Source organism: Streptomyces albospinus (assembly GCF_014648695.1).
GTDB classification, from domain to species: Bacteria; Actinomycetota; Actinomycetes; order Streptomycetales; family Streptomycetaceae; genus Streptomyces; species Streptomyces albospinus.
In genome coordinates, this window is record NZ_BMRP01000140.1 from 1 (window position 1) to 1069 (window position 1069).

Annotated in this window: 1 protein-coding gene; it reads right to left on the minus strand. The window is 67.8% G+C overall.

Annotated elements, in window-relative coordinates:
* The coding region (locus IEZ17_RS41655) for an AIR synthase-related protein (protein WP_229853143.1) at positions 1-1069 on the minus strand (1069 nt) is incomplete at both ends.

The window sequence follows — 1069 nt, forward strand, 5'->3', positions numbered from 1 at the left end:
CAACTGCGCACCCGTATACGGATCCAGCTTCGCGTAGCGGCCGTTGCCGTCGGTGGCGACGGCGACACCGAGGTCGGTGTCCTCGTCGATCCGGACCATCCCCGCATCCTCCGGCTGCGCCAGGACCGTATTGCCCTGGACGAACCGGTCGTACTGATCGGTGATCCACGCCTTGGACGCCTGGTTGGGCGAGCCGACCACCCGCAACACCTGCGCCCGCAGCTCCTCGGGCGTGCCCGGGCGGGCGAGCCGGGCCGCGTCATCGGCCTGGAGGGCGTCTTGCCAGTCGGGGCGGGCGTAGGGGCGGTGGTAGGTCGGGCCCTCGTGGGCGACCGAACGCGGCGGGACATCGACGATCTGCTCGCCGTGCCAGAAGATCTCCAGGCGCTCGCCGTCGGTGACCTCACCGATGACGGTGGCGATCACATCCCACTTCTCGCAGATCTCCAAGAACCGCTCGACCTTGTCCGGCTCGACGATCGCGCACATCCGCTCCTGCGACTCGCTCATGAGGATCTCCTCCGGCGAGAGCGAGGAATCCCGCAGCGGAACGGTGTCCAACTCCACCCGCATACCACCCGAGCCCGCACTGGCCAGCTCACTGGTCGCACACGACAGCCCGGCGCCGCCGAGGTCCTGGATACCCGCCACCAACTGCTCGCGGAAGATCTCCAGGGTGCACTCGATCAGCAGCTTCTCCTGGAACGGGTCACCGACCTGGACCGCAGGCCGCTTGGCGGGCTTGGCGTCGTCGAACGTCTCCGACGCCAGGACCGAGACACCACCGATGCCGTCACCGCCGGTACGGGCACCGTAGAGGATGACCTTGTTGCCCGCGCCGGACGCCTTGGCCAGGTGGATGTCCTCATGCCGCATCACACCCACACACAACGCATTGACCAGCGGATTGCCCTGATAACACGGGTCGAAGACGACCTCACCACCGATATTGGGCAGGCCCAGGCAGTTGCCGTACCCCCCGATCCCGGCCACCACACCGGGCAGGACACGCTTGGTGTCGGGGTGGTCGGCAGCACCGAACCGCAGCGGGTCCATCACCGCAACCGGA